Annotated in this window: 11 protein-coding genes; 4 read left to right on the top strand and 7 right to left on the bottom strand. The window is 70.8% G+C overall.

The features are described from left to right. Position 1: 1 nt before the first annotated feature. Entirely contained in the window at positions 2-955 is a 954-nt protein-coding gene (gene mmuM / locus NRY95_14675) for a homocysteine S-methyltransferase (GenBank protein UYC14969.1), read from the top strand. A gap of 195 nt (positions 956-1,150) precedes the next feature. Here mmuM and NRY95_14670 read toward each other — a convergent pair whose 3' ends face one another. From NRY95_14670 to trxA, 7 genes are all read right to left on the bottom strand, one after another. Then, the gene (locus tag NRY95_14670) at positions 1,151-3,028 is read right to left on the bottom strand and encodes a DUF885 family protein (GenBank protein UYC14968.1); all 1,878 of its coding nucleotides are present in this window, start codon (positions 3,026-3,028) and stop codon (positions 1,151-1,153) included. Between the two features lie 292 nt (positions 3,029-3,320). After that, positions 3,321-4,094, bottom strand: coding sequence for a queuosine precursor transporter (locus tag NRY95_14665; GenBank protein UYC14967.1), 774 nt, complete (start codon positions 4,092-4,094; stop codon positions 3,321-3,323). Between the two features lie 10 nt (positions 4,095-4,104). After that, complete coding sequence (locus tag NRY95_14660) at positions 4,105-4,782, bottom strand: DUF502 domain-containing protein (protein UYC14966.1); 678 nt, start codon at positions 4,780-4,782, stop codon at positions 4,105-4,107. A 341-nt stretch (positions 4,783-5,123) separates the two neighbouring features. Then, complete coding sequence (locus tag NRY95_14655) at positions 5,124-5,573, bottom strand: DUF4442 domain-containing protein (protein ID UYC14965.1); 450 nt, start codon at positions 5,571-5,573, stop codon at positions 5,124-5,126. A gap of 32 nt (positions 5,574-5,605) precedes the next feature. Beyond that, entirely contained in the window at positions 5,606-7,267 is a 1,662-nt protein-coding gene (locus NRY95_14650; GenBank protein UYC14964.1) for a CHASE2 domain-containing protein, read from the bottom strand. Then, positions 7,264-8,937 (bottom strand): FecR domain-containing protein, encoded by a 1,674-nt coding sequence (locus tag NRY95_14645; GenBank protein ID UYC14963.1) that lies wholly within the window; start codon positions 8,935-8,937, stop codon positions 7,264-7,266. Before NRY95_14645 ends, NRY95_14650 begins: the two co-directional genes overlap by 4 nt. 165 nt (positions 8,938-9,102) lie before the next feature. Further along, positions 9,103-9,966 (bottom strand): thioredoxin, encoded by an 864-nt coding sequence (trxA, locus tag NRY95_14640; protein UYC14962.1) that lies wholly within the window; start codon positions 9,964-9,966, stop codon positions 9,103-9,105. Between the two features lie 234 nt (positions 9,967-10,200). Here trxA and NRY95_14635 point away from each other — a divergent pair, with 234 nt between their 5' ends. From NRY95_14635 to NRY95_14625, 3 genes are all read left to right on the top strand, one after another. After that, on the top strand, positions 10,201-10,824 hold the full coding sequence (locus NRY95_14635; protein UYC14961.1) for a DUF998 domain-containing protein: 624 nt from the start codon (positions 10,201-10,203) through the stop codon (positions 10,822-10,824). 267 nt (positions 10,825-11,091) lie between these two features. Next, positions 11,092-13,734 (top strand): leucine--tRNA ligase, encoded by a 2,643-nt coding sequence (gene leuS, locus NRY95_14630; protein ID UYC14960.1) that lies wholly within the window; start codon positions 11,092-11,094, stop codon positions 13,732-13,734. A gap of 151 nt (positions 13,735-13,885) precedes the next feature. After that, positions 13,886-14,488 carry a hypothetical protein gene (locus tag NRY95_14625; protein ID UYC14959.1) on the top strand — a complete coding sequence of 201 codons (603 nt, stop codon included), beginning with the start codon at positions 13,886-13,888 and terminating at the stop codon, positions 14,486-14,488. Positions 14,489-14,529 lie beyond the last annotated feature (41 nt).

Genomic DNA, 14,529 nt, shown 5'->3' with positions numbered 1-14,529 from the left:
CATGCCGCACAACCCGTTGACTGCGCTGCTGGCCGACGACCGCTGCATCGTGCTCGACGGCGCGCTGGCCACCGAGCTGGAGGCGCGCGGTTGCGACCTTGGCGATGCGTTGTGGTCGGCGAAGGTGCTGCTCGAGCAGCCGCAGCTGATCGGCCAGGTGCACCTGGATTATTTCCAGGCCGGCGCGCAATGCGCGATCACCGCCAGCTACCAGGCCACGCCGTTGGGGTTCGCCGCGCGCGGACTGGACCTGGCGCAAGCGCAGCAATTGATCGCCCGCAGCGCGCACCTGGCGCTGGAGGCGCGCGCTGCGTATCGGGCGATGCATGCGGATGCCGGCGTACTGCTGGTGGCCGGCTCGGTGGGACCGTATGGCGCCTATCTGGCCGACGGTTCGGAATACCGCGGCGACTACGCGCTGCCGCAGGCGCAGCTGCTGGAGTTCCACCGCCCGCGTATCGCCGCACTGGTCGCAGCGGGCGTGGACCTGCTGGCCTGCGAGACGCAACCGTCGGCGGCGGAGATCGCCGCGCTGCTGGCGTTGCTGCAGGAGTTTGCGCAGATCACGGCGTGGTTTTCGTTCACCCTGCGCGACACCACGCATCTGAGCGACGGCACGCCGCTGCGCGAGGTGGTGGCGCTGCTCGACGGCCATCCGCAGGTCGTCGCGCTCGGTATCAACTGCATCGCGCCGGAGCTGTGCACCCCAGCGCTGCAGCATCTGGCGACGCTGACCCGGTTGCCGCTGGTGGTGTATCCGAACTCCGGCGAGCGCTACGACGCTGCAGGCAGGCGCTGGGACGGTGCCGGCAGCGATGCCTGCGGCCTGGGCGATCGTGTCGATGCCTGGCGCGCCGCCGGCGCACGCCTGATCGGCGGCTGCTGCCGCACCACGCCGCGCGCTATCGCGCGGTTGGCGCAGCATCTGGGGATGCATGCGCCTCAGGCCGGTTGATCCGGCGCATGCCTCGTCGCTTCGACAGCGCATCGAGTGTGCCGCTTCAGGAGCGGAACGGCTCAGCTGTCTCGCCGTGTCTGAATGCCTTGTAGGAGGGGCTTTGGCCCGACCGTTGCCCGATAAGAAGGCTGCGTCGGGACTGAAGTCCCACCCACAACGCAGCCGCTGCATCACGCGCGGTCGTCGTCGCGCTCAGCCCTTCTTGCTCGCCACCCAGCGTTCGATCTTCTCCTGCAGCACGTCCAGCGGTACCGAGCCGTCCTTCAGGATCTCGGCGTGGAACTCGCGGATGTCGAACCTGGCGCCGAGCTGGGCGCGGGCATCGTCGCGCAGCTGCAGGATCTTCATCTCGCCGATCTTGTAGGACAGCGCCTGCCCGGGGATGGCCATGTAGCGCTCGGCCTCGGCTTCGGCGTCGGTGCGGCTGGTGGCCGAGTTCTCGAGCATGTAGTCGATCACCTGCTCGCGGGTCCAGCCCTTGCTGTGCAGGCCGGTGTCCACCACCAGGCGGATCGCCCGCCACAGCTCGTTCTGCAGGTAGCCGAAGTAGTTGTACGGATCCTGGTACAGGCCCAGGTCCTTGCCCAGCGATTCGGTGTACATGCCCCAGCCTTCGATGTAGGCGGTCTCGCCGCCGAAGCGGCGGAACTTGGGCAGGTTGCTCAGTTCCTGCTGCAGGCCGAGCTGGAAGTGATGGCCGGGAATGGCCTCGTGCAGATACAGGTCTTCCGCATCCCAGGTCTTGCGGCTGGGCAGCTCGTAGGTGTTGACGTAGAAGATGCCGGGGCGCGAACCGTCTTCGCTGGGCCGCATGTACGAGCCGCTGGCCGCCGACTGCGCGCGGTACGGCTCCACCGGACGGATCTCGAAGGCCGCCTTCGGCTTCAGCGCGAACATGCGCGGTACCGCCGCGTCCACCCGCGTCTCCAGGCCGCGGTAGTAGTTCAGCAACTCGTCTTCGCTCTTGAAGGTGAAGCGCTTGTCGGTCTGCATGAACTTGAAGAACTTCGGCATCGAGCCGCGGAACTTCACCTGCTTCATCACCACCTGGATCTGCGCCTGGATGCGCGCGACCTCGTCCAGGCCGATCTGGTGGATCTGCGCCGGGCTCAGCTCGGTGGTGGTGCTCTGGCGTACGTTGTAGGCGTACCAGTCCGCGCCGCCGGGCAGCGCGCCGACGCCGGCAGTGCTGCGCGTGGCCGGCAGGTAGTCGGTGGCGATGAAGCCGCGCAGCGCGCGGTAGGCCGGCATGATCCGGTATTCGATCAGGCGCTTGTAGTCGGCGGTGATGCGCTGCTTGTCGGCCTCGGGCATGTCCGCCGGCAGGTTCCGCACCGGACCCCAGAACAGGCTCTCCTCGGCGGTGGGCTTGATGATCGCGTCCAGCTGCGGCAGCACCTTTTCCATCAGCGCGCGCGGCTGCACCACGCCCGCCTTCATGCCCTCGCGCATGTTGGCGATGGCCTGGTCGAACAGGGCGGGAATGCCGAGCGCGCGCCGCGACCAGTCGTCGTAGTCCTTGACCGTGCGGAACGGCTGCGCGCCGGTGCCCGAGCCGAGCATCACCATGATGCTGCCGACGTTGTAGAACTGGTTCACCGGCTGCATCCAGCTCGGGTACTTCTCCGCTTCCAGCGCAGTGCGCGCATCGCTGACGAAGATCTCGTAGCTGAGCAGGTCCTGCCCGCTCAGCCCGTCCTTGCCGATCGCCTCGGCCTTGCCCAGCCACAGCACGGTGAAGTCGTGCGACTGCTGGCGGAACGCCGGCGACAGGAAATTGGGCAGCTGGTCGTTGTAGCGGCTGTCGCCCTGGAACGTGGCCTGCAGCGGATTGAGCTTCAGCGATGCTTCCCAGTAGTCGTCGTACAGGCGGTTGAGTTGCTGCGCCTTGGTCAGCACCACCGGCGCCGGCGCCGGCCGCGCCTTCTTTGCCTTGCTGGCCTTGGCGCGGGTCTGCGCGCTGTGCTGTTTGACGGCCTTCTTCTTGGCCGCGTCCGCCGGTGCGGCCAGCGACAGGCTCAGGACGGCGGCGATGGCGAGCGACAGCAGGCGGGGAAAGCTGGGCGGCATTGCGGGCTCCAACGACAAGCGAGCACGGGAGCTTGCCCGATCCGCACCGTGGAGGCCACCCACCACCGCGCGTGCGGTCAGGAAAAAATCGGTGAGACGGCTGGCCCCGGCAACCAGTGCGGCAGCGGCGCATCGGGACGCGGCCCAGGCCAGGCGGTTGTCTTCGGCGTTCGCGCCGGCCGCGCATGGCGGGAATACGCGCGCATCGGCGGCGCGCCTGCGGTGCGAATGCGGCAAGCATCCGGTGGTGCGGATCGGGTCGTCGCCGCATCAGCGCGGCCGATCCGCGCAGTCAATCGGCCGCGGCTTCCTCGCGCAGCTGCTCGGCGCGCTCGGGGCTCAGGTAGTCGGTGATCAGCCGCCGCATCAGATACAGCAGCGGGATCAGCAACACCGCCAGCAGCATCTTGCAGATGTAGTTGAGCGTGCTCACCGCCAGGAACAGCGGGATCGACCAGTGCTGCGGGCCGAGCACGAAGGCGATGTAGATGACCACGAAGCTGTCGATCAGCTGCGACACCGCGGTGGAGCCGGTGGCGCGCAGCCATACGTGCTTTTCGCCGGTGACGTTGCGGATGCGGTGGAACACCGCCACGTCGATCAGCTGCCCGGCCAGGAACGCGACCAGCGAGCCGGCGATGGTCCACAGGCCCTGGCCGAACACCGCCGCGAACGCGGCCTGGTAGTCCGGCACGCCCTGCGTCTGCGCCGCGTCGACCCAGAATGCGGCCGGCGCCAGCGCGATCGCCGCGAACGCGAACAGGAAGCCGTAGCCGATCAGCGCCACCGCCAGCCAGGAGATGAAGCGCACCCCGCGGCGGCCGAAGAACTCGTTGATGGTGTCGGTGAGGATGAACACCAGCGGCCACAGCAGCGTGCCGGCGGTGAAATTCATCGAGCCGCTCTGGCCGAACAGGTTCCAGTTCAGCGGTGCGATGCCCAGGGTGTCTTCCAGCGCGAAGATCTTGACCCCGATGAATTCGGCGAGCGCGGCATTGACGCAGAAGAACGCGGCCAGGCCGATGAACAGGCGGACGGCGCGATCGTCGAGCGTGCCGTTGCGCATGCGTCTTCCCTCAGCGGTCCATGGTGCGGGTGAACGGCACGCTGTCCGGCGCCACCGCGCCGCCGGAGATGATGAAGCTCATCGCCTGGTCCACGCTCCAGTCGGTCGGGGTCAGCAACTCCACCGGCACGATCTCCAGGTAGCCGGAGGTCGGGTTCGGCGTGGTCGGCACGTACACCGCGGCCAGTTCGCGGCCGCTGCCCTGTTCCTTGATCACCCGCGTCACCAGGCCCACCGACTTCATGTCGCGGTGCGGGAAGTCGATCAGCACCACGCGCTGGGTGCTACCGGGCTGGGTCTGCAGGATGTCCAGCAGCTTGCGCGCGCTGTCGTAGACCACGCTGGCCAGCGGGATGCGGCGCATGACCGCCTCGAACCAGCGCAGCAGGCGCTGCCCGATCACGCGCCGGCTGAGGATGCCGACCAGCAGGATCACCGCCAGGGTGGCGATCAGCGCGATGGTGTTCTGCACCCACAGCGCGGTGGCCCAGCCCATCTCGTGCGGGAACGAGGCGGCGATGCGCGCCGACAGCGGCACCACCCACGGGCTGCTGATGCCCGACAGCAGCACGAACACGAACTTGACCACGACCCAGGTCAGCCAGATCGGCAGCAGGGTCAGCAGGCCGGTGAAGAACAGCCGTTGCAGGGACGGGCGGGGATGCGGAGCGGGGGTATCGGGCGACATCCCCCTAGTGTAGCGGCGCACCGCGCCGGCCGCTGCGCCCGGCGGCCAGGATGGCGCATTCCGTGCAGGTGCGATTGGGGAAACCGCGCGCCAGCGCGCTGGCCGCAAGTCCCTGCGGGAGCGACTTCAGGGCACCTCCAACAACTCCAAAAAACTCGGCTAAAACGCTCGCAAGTCATTGATGCGTATAGCGTGAAATTTTGGGAATTGAGGTTGTTAGAGGTGCCCTTCAGTCGCGACAAGCGCAGCAGGAGGGTCTCCGTGCTTCGGAAACCGTCGGCAGGGCATCGATCGCGCCAGGCATCGTATCGCGCGCCTGGTAGCGATCAATCGCGCCGGCGTTACCGCGCCGGCTTGCGCTTGACGTACAGCTGCTTGCGCGTGCGCGCCACCACTTGGCCCTGCGCGTCGAGGATCTCGTTGTCGAACCAGCGCAGGTACTTGTCGCCGCCGGCGGTGGCGTGGCGGATCTCTTCCAGCACCGCCGCGTCCAGGCGGAACTGCGCGCTCACCGTGCCGCGGCCCGGGCGCACGAAGTCGATGCTGCCGGCCTTGTCCCAGACGTAGTAGGCGCCGCCCAGGTTCTGCATCGCCAGCAGCATCCAGAACGGATCGGTCATCGCGAACAGGCTGCCGCCGAAATGGGTGCCGACATAGTTGCGGTTCCACGGGCGCATGCGCAGCTCGACCCGCGCGTAGCGGTAGTCAGGACTCAGTTCGGCCAGGTGGATGCCGGCGCACAGGAACGGCGGCCACAGGTTCAGGCCAAGGCGGAACAGGGAGGCGTTCATTGCAGGCGGGCGCAAAGCATGGGAGGCGAAGCTCAGTAATCGCCAGAAGGTGCGTCCGCAGCGCGTCCGGCCTCGCTGCAGGCGTAGCCGTTGCGCCCGGCGCGCTTGGCGCGATACAGCGCGGCATCGGCGTGCTCGAAGAAGTCGTGCTGTCGCGAGTGCGCGTCGAGCCGGGCGCTGTGGACGCCGAGGGTGGCGGTGATCGTCAGCGGTTGCTCGGCGGCTTCGGCGGCCGGCAGCACCAGTTGGCGGATGTCGGCGAGGATCGCCTCGGCGGTCCGGCAGGCGGCGTCGGTGCCGGTGTCCGGCAGGACGATCGCGAATTCGTCGCCGCCGAAGCGCGCGGCGACCTCGCCGCGCCGCCGCGTGTGGCGGGCCACGGCGGCGGCGACCAGGACCAGTGCGTGGTCGCCGACCTGGTGGCCCAGGCTGTCGTTGTAGCGCTTGAAATGGTCCACATCCAGCAGGATCATCGCCAACGGCTTGCCGCTGCGCCGCGCCGCCGCCAGCGCATGGCGAAAGGCGAGTTCGAACCCGTGGCGGTTGGCCAGCCCGGTCAGCGCGTCGCGCTGGGCATGGCGCCGCCATTGCGCCACGCGCACGCCCAGCCAGCCCGCGGCGACCACGCCCAGCGCCACCAGGCAGGCGCCCGGCGCGAACCAGCGCCCGCCCAGCAGCAGCCACGCCGCGCTGCCGGCGACGGGCAGCGCCAGCGCCCCCGGCAGCGCCAGCCATGGCCAGCGCGAGGAGCGCTGCGGACAGCTCAGGCCGATTGCCGCCAGCAGCGCCAGCAGCGCCGCCACGCCGGCCTGGGTGGCGCGCGACAGCGGCACGATCGCGGCGTTGCCGAGCAGCGTGGCGGCGACGTTGGCCTGGTATTCCGGTCCGCTCATCCAGCGTTCGGACGACATCGGCGTGCGGAAGCGCTGGCCCATGCCAGTGGCGGTCATGCCGACGATCACGTGCCGTCCGCGCAGCGCCTGCGCCGCCACCTGGCCGCGCAGGACATCCACATAGGACACCTCGGCGAGGCTGTCGGGCGGCCCGGCAAAGCGCAGCGCCACGTAGTCGGCGCGATGCCATTGGTACGGCATCGCGTCCCGTGCCGGTGCCGGCGGCGCCAGCGCCGGCAGCGCGCCGCTGGCCAGGGTCGCGCCCAGCGCCGGCCAATGCGCGCTGCCCAGCCCTGCATGCAGGTAGACTCCGCGCGAGACGCCATCGGCATCGATCGGGATATCGGTATGCGCCAGCGCGGCCGCGGCGCCGGCGATGGCCGGCGTCGGCAGCAGTTCCTGCGGGAGCTGGCCGGCATCCGCCCCGCCGATGACCGGCAGCACCGTGCGCGCGTTGCGGCGCAGCGCCGCGGCCAGTTGCGCGTCCTGCGCCGGGGCGACCCGGTCCGCCTCGCTGAACACCAGGTCCAGTGCCACCACGGCCGCACCCGCCGCATCCAGCCGATCCAGCAGTTGCGCGTGCAGCTTGCGCGGCCACGGCCATGGGCCGAGCGCCTGCATGCTGCGGTCGTCGATGGCGACGATCAGCAACCGCGGATCGGTGGGGTGCGGCCAGCGTGCGATCAGCGCGTCGTACAGCGCATTGTCCAGCCGCCATGCGCCGTTGCCGAGGCTGAGCGCCGCCGCCAGCAGCGCCGCGGCGATCGCGGGCAATGCCCGTCGCACGGATGCCGTGGTCACAGCAGCAACCACAGCAGCAGCGCGCCGCTTGCGGTCCCGCCGGCCGTGCAATAGCGGCACGGCACGGCGATCGCCTGCGGCGGCGAGAACGGCGCCGCGTAGCCGTCGTCGTCCACGGTCTGGATGCGCACGTACCAGGTGCCGCGCCGCGGCCGCGGCAACGACACCTGCGGCGTGGCGACGTTGCGATCGAGCAGCGGCGCGGCGAAATCCGGCCGCCGCGCGATCTGCACCCGGTAGCGCTGCGTCGGCGTGCCGGCCTGCCAGCGCAGGGTCAACTGGCCCTTGGCCGCCAGCGGCGGCGCCAGCGCCGGGTCCACCGGCGCCGCGCTGATGCGCAGCGTCCGCGGCTGCCCGAACGGGCCCTGCCGGGCCTGTGCATCGCGCGAGGCCACGCGCCAGAAATAGTCCCCGGCGGGCAGCGCCTGCGGCGCGCGCAGCCGGGTGTCCCGGGTCTGCCGTTCGAACAGCAGGTCCTGGAACTGCGGGTCGCGCGCCAGCTGCAGCACGCTGGCGGCGGCCTCGGGGTTGCGGGTCCATTCGAAGCGCGGGCGGGGCTCGTGCAACGGCTGCTGGTGCAGCGGCCAGACCGTCAGCGGCGGCAGGGGCGTGGCCCAGACCTGCAGCGCCTGCTCGGCATCCTCGCCCTCGACGCCGGTGGCGGCGATGCCGCGGACCAGCACGCGCAGCCGGCCTGCGGGCAACGCGTCCAGTGCGATCCGGCTCTGCCCGGTCTCGTGGGCGAAGCGCAGCACCTGTGGCCGGTCGGCATCGACGGCCTCGATCCGGTAGTGGCTGGCCCCCGGCAACGGCTGCCAGGCGAGGACGTAGGGAGGCCGGTCCAGGCGGCTGCGCGCCGCGTCCACCGCCGGCGGCGGCAGCAGCGGTTCCTGCAGTGGCGCGGTGTCCGCGGGCATGCGTGCGGCCTGGCCCGGTCGCAGCAGGCGCTGCCCGCGCCCATTGGCGATCTGCACCGCACCCTCCAGCACTTCGGTGGCGGCCAGTTCGCCGTCGCTGCCGGCACCGACGCGGAAGCGGGTGCCGCGCACGCTGCTGGTGCCGCTGGGAGTCTGGATGATGTAGTGCGCGGCGGGGCCCTGCGCCGGGGTGACCGCATTGCTGCTGCGGCCGTACTCCAGCCGCAGGCGGGTATCGACCATGCCGGTGGCGCCGAAGCGGGCCAGCCGGTCGAAGCGCACGCGGCTGTCTTCGCGCAGCTGCAGCTGCGACCCGTCGGCGAACTGCACGGTGGCGCTGGCATCGGCGCCGGTCTGCAGCGCGCTGCCGATCGGCAGCGGCATGCCTTGCTGCGCCGACAGCGTCGCGCCGTCGGCGGTCTGCACGCTGACCTGGCCGCGCAAGGCGATCAATTGCGCCGGGGCGGGCTGCGTCCGCAGCCAGGCGATCGGGACGCGCAAGGGCCGTCCCGGCGGCAATGCGTAAGGGTCGGCGACGCGGTTGTGCTGGCCCAGCCGGCGCCAGTCCACCTCAGGCTTGAGATAGCGGGCGCTCAGGTCCCAGAGCGTGTCGCCGGGACGCACCCGGTAGGTCCAGTCCTGGTCCGCCGCCGCTCCGGCGCAGGCCAGGCCCAGCCACAGCGAAAGCGCGATCGCCCAGCGCAGCGGCGGGCAGGAACGAAACGACGAGACGCGGTGGTGTTTGGTACTCAACGGGTCGGCCTGACAGGTGCCAGGCGCTGACGGACATGCCTGATGCATGCCTCTTCCCTGGGGCGATGGCGTCGCGGAGGAGCCCGGACGTGCGGCGCATGATATCCCGGCGGGCCAGAAAAGTATCGCCGCCGCCCGCCGCCGGGCCCCTGCGCGCCGCGCCGGTCAGAACAGCAGGGCCGACATCTTGCGCCGGTAGCGGCCGACCAGATCCTCGTCCTCGATCACCCGGAACGCGTCGATCAGCGACTTCCTGGGCAGGCCGTCCTCGAAGCTGCGGTCCTGGCGCAGCATCTCCAGGAACTGTTCCAGCGCGGCCTCGTCGTCGCCGGCGATCAGCCGCTGCACGCCCAGCAGGTAGCGCGCCTTGAGGTCGGCCGGGTCCTGCGCGAGCGCCGCCTGCAGCGTTTCGGCCGGCGGCGCCGACTGCAGCGCGCCGACGAAGCCCAGCCGTGCCCGCGCGCGCACCGCGCGCTCGTCGGTGGCCAGGTTGGCCGGCAGCGCGTCGATCAGCGTCTCCGCCTCGGCGGCGGCGCCTGTCTTCACCAGCGCCAGCGCCAGGTCCAGCTTCAGTTCGTCCTTGTCCGGCTCGGCCGCCACCGCCTCGCGCAGGCGCAGCACCTCGGCGTGCGGATCCAGCGGCGCGGCGGGGGCGTCGTCCTGGACCTCGGCCGGTGCCGGCAGCGGCGCGATGCCGTGCTGGGTCAGGAACTCGCGCAGCTGGCCCTCGGGCATGGCGCCGGGGAAGCCGTCGACCAGTTGCCCGTCCTTGACCAGGAACACGGTCGGCACCGAGCGGATCTGGAATGCGGCGGCGATCTGCTGCTCCTGGTCCACATCCACCTTGGCCAGCTCGAACGCGCCGTGGTACTCGGCGGCCAGCTTCTCCAGGATCGGGCTCAGGGTCTTGCACGGGCCGCACCAGGGCGCCCAGAAGTCCACCAGCACCGGGGTCTGCAGCGATTTCTGCAGGACCTCGGCTTCGAAGGTCTCGGTCTTGGCGTCGAAAACGTGGGGCATGTCGGACATGGGGGCTCATCGTGGCAGGCGAAGAAGATGGCCTCTATGGTGGCAGACCGGCGGCGACGCAAGGGTGCGCAGGCAGGCGACGGCCTGCGCGGCGCGCGGTGCGGGCCGCGAGCGAGGGCGCTGCGGCGATCGCCAGCGTACCGGGGCAGGCGGGGTGCCAGCCGCGGTGGCAGCGGCGACAATGGGGGTTTGGCGCGCCGCGGTGGCGTACCGACGCAGCGGCCGGGAAACACGATGAGCAACCGATACGATCAGGCGCTGGGCTACGCAGGACCGTTGCTGGCGGTCGCCGCCGTGGCTGCGGTCGTGGGCTTCGGCCTGGCGCTGCCGGGCTATCTGCCGTGGTCGCATCCGGTCGCGCTGCTCGGCGCCAGCGGCATCGCCCATGCCTGGGCCTTCGACCTGCTGGCCTTCGTGCTGCCCGGGGCGCTGGCGGTGGCGCTGGCGCTGCGCCTGCTGCAGCGCAGCGGCCGTGGCGCGCCCTGGTCGCTGCGCGTCGGCGGCCAGTTGCTGCTGCTGGCCGGGCTGGCCTTCGCCGGCATGGGCCTGCTGCCGCTGGATCCGGCCGACCTGGAATCGCGCGCCACCCAGTTGCATGCCAGCGCCTGGCTGCTGTGGGTGGTGGCGCTGGTGGCGGCGGCCAGCCTGCTGGCCGTCGGTGCCTGGCGCCAGCCCGGCGCGCGCGGCTGGGCGCGGTCGGCCCTGGCGGTGGCGCTGCTGGCCGCGCTCGGCGCATTCGCGCTGGACCCGCTGCTGTCCGCGGCGGTGGCGCAGCGGCTGGTCTTCCTGCTGTGGTGGGCCTGGCTGGCGTTGCTGGCCTGCTGGCCCGGGCCGCACGCGGTGCCGCGCAGCGGCTGAAACGGCTGTCGCCGCGCAATCGGCGCCCAGCCCGCAGCGCATCCAACCCGCCTGGCGCGCGGCCGCTGCGGTGTCCCTCCCGCGGCCCCGGGCGGCGCGGCGAGCGCGGTTTTCCCCGCAGCGGCTGCGCTGGCCGCCATGCGCGCGCAGCTCCAGGGCAGGGCGCAGGCAAGCAGGGCCGGCACCGCTCGTCGCCGGGATTGGAGCCGCCTGCTGCGCTGCGGTACCCTTGCCTGCTTTGTTGCCGCCTGGCCCTTGCCCGTTTCCATGTCCGCCGTCGAGCCCACCGCCTACGACCCGCAGCAGGTCGAATCGTCCGCCCAGCAGTTCTGGGATGCCACCCGCGCCTTCGAGGTCAACGAGACTTCCGACAAGCCCAAGTTCTACTGCCTGTCGATGCTGCCGTACCCGTCCGGTGCGCTGCACATGGGCCACGTGCGCAACTACACGATCGGCGATGTGATCAGCCGCTACCAGCGCATGACCGGCAAGAACGTGCTGCAGCCGATGGGCTGGGACGCGTTCGGCCTGCCGGCCGAGAACGCCGCGATCAAGAACAGGACCGCGCCGGCGAAGTGGACCTACGCCAACATCGAGCACATGCGCAGCCAGCTCAAGTCGCTGGGCTATGCGATCGACTGGTCGCGCGAATTCGCCACCTGCCGCCCCGAGTACTACGTGCACGAGCAGCGCATGTTCACCCGGCTGATGCGCAAGGGCCTGGCCTATCGCCGCAATGCGGTGGTGAACTGGGATCCGGTCGACCAGACCGTGCTGGCCAACGAGCAGGTCATCGACGGCCGCGGCTGGCGCTCCGGCGCGCTGGTGGAGAAGCGCGAGATCCCGCAGTGGTTCCTGCGCATCACCGACTACGCGCAGGAATTGCTGGACGGGCTGGACCAGCTGCCGGGCTGGCCGGAATCGGTCAAGACCATGCAGCGCAACTGGATCGGCCGCTCCGAAGGGCTGGAGATCCAGTTCGAGGTGCGCGACGCCGACGGCGCGGCGCTGGATCCGCTGCGCGTGTTCACCACGCGCCCGGACACGCTGATGGGGGTGACCTTCGTCTCCATCGCCAGCGAGCATCCGCTGGCGCTGCATGCGGCCAGGTCCAATCCGCAGCTGGCCGCACTGCTGGCCGAGCTGAAGCAGGGCGGGGTGTCCGAGGCGGAACTGGAGACCCAGGAAAAGCGCGGCATGGACACCGGCCTGGTGGCGGTGCACCCGATCAGCGGCGAGCAGGTGCCGGTGTGGGTCGCCAACTTCGTGCTGATGGGCTACGGCACCGGCGCGGTGATGGCGGTGCCCGGCCACGACCAGCGCGACTTCGAGTTCGCCACCAAGTACGCGCTGCCGATCCGCCAGGTGATCGCGCTGAAGGCGCCGAAGAACGACGAGGAGCGCCAGTTCGATGCCGGCCGCTGGCAGGACTGGTACGGCGACAAGAGCCGCGAACTGGAACTGGTCAACTCGGCCGAGTTCGACGGGCTGGACGCCTATGGCGCGTTCGAGGCGCTGGCCGAGCGCTTCGAGCGCAAGGGCCAGGGCCAGCGCCGCATCAACTACCGCCTGCGCGACTGGGGCGTCAGCCGCCAGCGCTACTGGGGCTGCCCGATCCCGGTGATCTACTGCGCCAGCTGCGGCGCGGTGCCGGTGCCGGAAGACCAGCTGCCGGTGCTGCTGCCGGAGAACGTGGCGCTGAGCGGCACCGGCTCGCCGCTGAAGACCGATCCGGAATGGCGCAAGACCACCTGCCCGCAGTGCGGCGCGGCGGCCGAGCGCGAGACCGACACCTTCGACACCTTCATGGAGTCGAGCTGGTACTACGCGCGCTACACCTCGCCCGGCGCCAAGGACATGGTCGACAAGCGCGGCAACTACTGGCTGCCGGTGGACCAGTACATCGGCGGCATCGAGCACGCGATCCTGCACCTGATGTACTTCCGCTTCTTCCACAAGCTGCTGCGCGACGCGCGCCTGGTGGACAGCGACGAGCCGGCGACCAACCTGCTGACCCAGGGCATGGTGATCGCCGAGACCTACTACCGCGACAACGGCGACGGCGCCAAGGACTGGATCAACCCGGCCGAGGTGGACGTGCAGCGCGATGAGCGCGGCCGCATCGTCGGCGCCACCCTGATCGCCGACGGCGCGCCGGTGCAGATCGGCGGCATCGAGAAGATGTCCAAGTCCAAGAACAACGGCGTGGACCCGCAGGCGATGGTCGGCAAGTACGGCGCCGACACGGTGCGCCTGTTCTCGATGTTCGCCGCCCCGCCGGAGCAGTCGCTGGAGTGGAACGAGGCCGGCGTGGACGGCATGGCGCGGTTCCTGCGCCGGCTGTGGGCGCAGGTCCACAAGCATGTCGCCGACGGCGCCGCCCCGGCGCTGGACGCGGCCGCGCTGGGCGCCGAACACAAGGCGCTGCGGCGCAAGACCCACGAGACCATCGGCAAGGTCGCCGACGACTACGGCCGCCGCCACAGCTTCAACACCGCCATCGCCGCGGTGATGGAGCTGACCAACGCGCTGGCCAGGTTCGACGACGCCGGCGCACAGGGCCGCGCGGTGCGCCAGGAAGCGCTGGAGGCGGCGGTGCTGCTGCTCAACCCGATCACCCCGCATGCCAGCCATGCGCTGTGGCAGGCGCTGGGGCATGCGCCGACGCTGCTGGAAGACCTGCCGTTCCCGCAGCCGGACCCGGCCGCGCTGGTGCGCGACGCGCTGACCCTGGCGGTGCAGGTCAACGGCAAGCTGCGCGGCACCATCGAGGTCGCGGCCGACACCCCGCGCGAGCAGATCGAGGCGCTGGCCCAGGCCGAACCGAACACCGCCAGGTTCCTGGAAGGCCTGAGCATCCGCAAGATCATCATCGTGCCGGGCAAGATCGTGAACCTGGTGGCGGCGTGAACCTCGGCACCACCGGCGCGGGCGCCGTGGCGGCGTTGCATCCGCCGTCGCCACCGGTGCGCGGCGCGGCCTGTCTCAACCCTCGTTCACGCGGCATCCGGCAGGCTAGCCGCCTGTTGCCGCGCCCAGCCGGCTCCTCCAGACTGTGTCCATGACCCGATTCCTGCTCGCCCTCGTTTTCGCGACGTCGCTGACCGCCTGCGGCTTCCACCTGCGCGACAAGCTGACCCTGCCGGCCGGCACGCCCTCGGTGAAGGTGGTTTCCTCGGCGCCGTACAGTGAGCTGGTCAAGCTGCTCAAGCGCGGCCTGCGCGCTGCGGGCGCCGAGATCGCTCCTGACGAGGTCAACACCGGCGTGGCGCGTCTGGAGCTGCTGTCCGAGCGCTGGGGCGACCTGCCGATCTCGATCGACGCCGCGGGCCGCGCCCAGGAATACAGCCTGCGCTACGCGGCGATCTTCGTATTCCGCCGCGCCGACGGCAGCGTGCTGGTGCCGCAGCAGGTGATCGAGCTGTCGCGCGACTACGTGGCGCCGGCCACCGACGCCACCGGCACCACGACCGAACGCGAGATCCTCGCCGACGAGTTGCGCCGCGATATGTCGGCCTCGATCCTGCGTCGGATCGACAGCGTGGTGCGCGCCGAGGTGCGCGACGGCAAGAACGTCAACCAGGCCCCGCCTGCCGCCACCGGTACGCCGGTCGAAGGCAAGCCCGACACCGGCACGCCGCCGGCGACCACGCCGCAGCCTTGATCCGCCGCTCGCCGCCGGCCGCAGCGCGATCGACCGCCGCG

The organism is Xanthomonas campestris pv. phormiicola, assembly GCA_025666215.1.
Classification (GTDB): Bacteria; Pseudomonadota; Gammaproteobacteria; order Xanthomonadales; family Xanthomonadaceae; genus Xanthomonas_A; species Xanthomonas_A campestris_A.
This window is presented reverse-complemented; position numbering and strand designations above follow the sequence as displayed.

Coding starts and splice junctions, on each gene's coding strand:
- mmuM (UYC14969.1), top strand. CDS start 2: ATGCCGCACAACCCGTTGACTGCGCTGCTGGCCGACGACCGCTGCATC.
- NRY95_14670 (UYC14968.1), bottom strand. CDS start 3,028: ATGCCGCCCAGCTTTCCCCGCCTGCTGTCGCTCGCCATCGCCGCCGTC.
- NRY95_14665 (UYC14967.1), bottom strand. CDS start 4,094: ATGCGCAACGGCACGCTCGACGATCGCGCCGTCCGCCTGTTCATCGGC.
- NRY95_14660 (UYC14966.1), bottom strand. CDS start 4,782: ATGTCGCCCGATACCCCCGCTCCGCATCCCCGCCCGTCCCTGCAACGG.
- NRY95_14655 (UYC14965.1), bottom strand. CDS start 5,573: ATGAACGCCTCCCTGTTCCGCCTTGGCCTGAACCTGTGGCCGCCGTTC.
- trxA (UYC14962.1), bottom strand. CDS start 9,966: ATGTCCGACATGCCCCACGTTTTCGACGCCAAGACCGAGACCTTCGAA.
- NRY95_14635 (UYC14961.1), top strand. CDS start 10,201: ATGAGCAACCGATACGATCAGGCGCTGGGCTACGCAGGACCGTTGCTG.
- leuS (UYC14960.1), top strand. CDS start 11,092: ATGTCCGCCGTCGAGCCCACCGCCTACGACCCGCAGCAGGTCGAATCG.
- NRY95_14625 (UYC14959.1), top strand. CDS start 13,886: ATGACCCGATTCCTGCTCGCCCTCGTTTTCGCGACGTCGCTGACCGCC.